The organism is Syntrophorhabdus sp. (genome assembly GCA_012719415.1).
Classification (GTDB): Bacteria; Desulfobacterota; Syntrophorhabdia; order Syntrophorhabdales; family Syntrophorhabdaceae; genus Delta-02.
Window position 1 is genome coordinate 1 of record JAAYAK010000318.1, and the last position, 3,111, is coordinate 3,111.

General features: G+C 59.0%; 5 protein-coding genes. All 5 read right to left on the reverse strand.

The features are described 5' to 3' along the window. Positions 1-353 (reverse strand): TRAP transporter large permease subunit (locus GXX82_17905; protein ID NLT24919.1); only part of this gene is annotated, 353 nt, incomplete at its 3' end. 12 nt (positions 354-365) lie between these two features. Next, entirely contained in the window at positions 366-836 is a 471-nt protein-coding gene (locus GXX82_17910) for a TRAP transporter small permease (protein NLT24920.1), read from the reverse strand. Positions 837-961: 125 nt separating this feature from the next. Further along, entirely contained in the window at positions 962-2,038 is a 1,077-nt protein-coding gene (locus GXX82_17915; GenBank protein NLT24921.1) for a DctP family TRAP transporter solute-binding subunit, read from the reverse strand. 122 nt (positions 2,039-2,160) lie between these two features. Continuing rightward, positions 2,161-2,652, reverse strand: a complete 492-nt coding sequence (locus GXX82_17920) for a DNA-binding protein (protein ID NLT24922.1) — start codon at positions 2,650-2,652, stop codon at positions 2,161-2,163. A gap of 15 nt (positions 2,653-2,667) precedes the next feature. Beyond that, the coding region (locus tag GXX82_17925) for an alpha-ketoacid dehydrogenase subunit beta (protein NLT24923.1) at positions 2,668-3,111 on the reverse strand (444 nt) is incomplete at its 5' end.

The following is a 3,111-nucleotide window of genomic DNA, read 5'->3' on the forward strand; positions in this document are numbered from 1 at the left end:
GCGGGGCCCGAACCGCTGACGGCGCCCCAGAAAGCGGCCACTATGACTGTTGCCACGGCAAGGCCTCCGGTCATGTCACCCACAAGCTGCTTGATGAGGTTGATGATCCGCTCGGCGATGCCGACTTTTTCCATGATGACTCCGGCGAGGATGAAGAAAGGGATCGCCAGGAGAGGGAATTTCGCGATGCCGGCGAAAAAGCTGTAGGACAGCATCTGGTATCCCATGTCCCAGTACCAGACAACAAAAATCGTTCCCATGCCGAGGGCTACCGCAATGGGAACCCTGAGCAGGAGCGGCACGATGAAAAGGACGATCGTCCAGAATGCGGGTTCGTGAAGCAAAGACTCCATCTCTCGTCCCTCCTAGTATTCGTTCCTGCGGATTGTCGCAAGAGCCGCCTGCACGATGCGCACGAAGATCAGGACGGAAAAGACCGGCAGGGCGATGGTGTAGTAATATACGGGAATCGCAAGTGATTCAGTGGTGACTTCCAGATCGATTTCATCAACGACCTCGAGATACCCGAGATAGGCAAGAAGGGCGAAAAACACCAGGGACATGATCGTGCCGATGAAGAAGCAGACTTTTTTCCCTTTTCGGGGAAGAAGGTCGTAGATGAAGGTCATGCTGAGGTTCGTTCCCTTTTTGAAGGCGATGGCCGTGCCCAGCATGACAAGCCAGACGAAGAGGTTGATGGTGACTTCCTCGGTGAACGCCAGCGCCTGGAAGATAAAATACCTGGTGATGACGTTTGCGAAGGTGATCACCGCCATCACCATGAGGATCAGCGATCCGAGAATCTCTTCAAAATGATCGAAAATTTTCTTGGCCATATCGGACAATCCCTTCTGAAGAAAAGACAAGGAGAATTCCCCATTTCTCCTGAAAGGAGAAGAGAAAGCCCCCGCGGGGACCCGGGGGGAGGGAACCTCCCCCCGGAAGTCTCATCTGCTTCCGCTTACTTCTTGACCACGGAGGCCATATCGGCCTCGGCGGCCTTGACGAGATCCTCGCCCACCTTGGACTTCCATGCTTCAAGCACGGGAGCGGTCTTGTCGGCGAAGGCCTTCATCTCTTCGGGGGTAAGGATTGCCACTTCCATGCCCACGCTCTTCAGGGTGCCGTACCAGTCGGTGATCTCGGGAACCTTGCCGATGCTCTCGAGGTACTTCTGGGCAGTGCCGTCGTCGAGGCCGATGCGGGCGAGGGCGATCATGTACTTGCCCGCTTCCACGGCGGCAGCCTGGATCATCTTCTGGTCCTCGGCGGAGAAGGACTTCCATACGGCGGGATTCACAACGTACAGGGTGGGATCGACCACGTAGTGCCAGTCGGTCATGAACTTGTGGTAGTCGTGCATCTTCACGGGATAGAAGGTGCTGATGGGGTTCTCCTGGCCGTCAACGACGCCCTGCTGGATGGCCGCCATGGTATCGCTCCAGTTCATGTTCACGGGGTTGGCGCCGAGAGCCCTGAAGGTATCGAGGAACAGGGGGCTGCCCACAACCCGGATCTTCATGCCGGTGAGGTCGTCGGGGGTCCTGATGGCCTTCTTGGAATTGGTGAGCTCACGGAATCCGTTCTCGCCGAAGGCAAGGAACTTCACGCCTTTGTCCTCGATGGCCTTGATGACCATTTCGCCGGCTTTTCCAGCCTTGACGGCGTCAAGGGCGGCATACCGGTCGGGCTGGTTGGCGATGAAGAAAGGAAGGGCAAAGAGGTTCAGCTCGACAAGCTGGGGCGAATAGTTGATGGAGGACTGGACGGCGAAGTCGATGGTGCCGTTCCGGACGAGGAGGAAAGCGTTGGTCTGCTTTCCGGTGGTGAGCTGGGATCCGGGATAGACCTTGATGTTGATCTTGCCGCCGCTTCTCTCTTTCACGAGATCGGCGAAGTACTGGGCGCCCATTCCCCATGCGGTGGTCAGGCTCGGCACGATGTCGAGCTTGTACTCGTCCTTGTAGGCGGCAAACGCCGGCACGGACACCGAACACAGGACTGCAACAGCGATAAGCAGTGCTACGATCTTTTTCATTCCCTCAACCTCCTGAGTATGTGGTATGAAACCTTCTCTTGACTACAGCGCGTTGTGGTGCTTGTTCGCCCTACGGGACCGATCACCTCCCGCCGCAACAGGATGACCCCCGCCCGGCCCGCTCAGGGACCGGTGGGGCGGACCTTGAACAGCACGAACCCTGTTTCTTCGTCGAAAGAGCGGACGAATTCCGCTCCGGAAAAACCATTGATCACAACTTCCGCGGTGGCAAGCACCCGGTTTTCTCCCCTGTCGGCGAGATGTCCCGCCACGGGTTTCATGTCGCTTCCCGCGAGAACGCCGTGCAGGTGGACGGAGAGTTCTCCCCTGTCGTCCTCACCGATAATGCCCGCGACGGTGATCAGTTCTATGCAGCCCTCCATGCGGAGCGGTTCAAGGTAGACCGCCCTCCCCGGGGTTTCGGGGTCCGGGGTCACGCAGACCACGTCCGCCGACCGGAGACTGCCTATCATGGTGGCGATGTGGCCGGACCGGATGCCGTGGCGGGCACAGATTTCCCTGACGGCGGCAAATAGATCCTCTCCCGGGGCGATCCTCCCGAGAACCGTCGCCGAGATTCCGCCCCTGGCAGAGGAAACTCTTTCAGCGGACACGTTCGTTTCCCCTCCCTACATCATTCCCCGGACCGCCGCGGCAATCTTGTCGGGGGTGATGCGGTAGGCCTGCTCCAGCGGGCGGGCAAAGGGCACCGGTGTGAAGGGAGCGCCCACCCGGACGATGGGGGCGTCGAGGCAGTCGATGGCCTCTTCGGCGACGATGGCGGAAATTTCGGCGCCCACGCCGCCCTGCTTCACCGCTTCGTGGGCGATGGCAAGCCGGGACGTCTTGGCCACGGAATTGAGGATCGTCTCCCTGTCGATGGGGGAGATGGTCCTCAGGTCGATGAGCTCCACGCTGATCCCCTCTTTTTCAAGCATGTCGGCGGCCTTGACGGAGAGGTTCATGGTCATGGAGTAGGACACGAGGGTGACGTCTTTGCCTTCCCGGACCACCTTTGCCTTGCCGATGGGGGTGAGATACTCCTCCTCGGGAACTTCACCCTTCATGGAGAA

Excerpts from the sequence above, each read along its gene's own strand:
- GXX82_17910 (NLT24920.1), bottom strand. The coding sequence starts at position 836 with ATGGCCAAGAAAATTTTCGATCATTTTGAAGAGATTCTCGGATCGCTG.
- GXX82_17915 (NLT24921.1), bottom strand. The coding sequence starts at position 2,038 with ATGAAAAAGATCGTAGCACTGCTTATCGCTGTTGCAGTCCTGTGTTCG.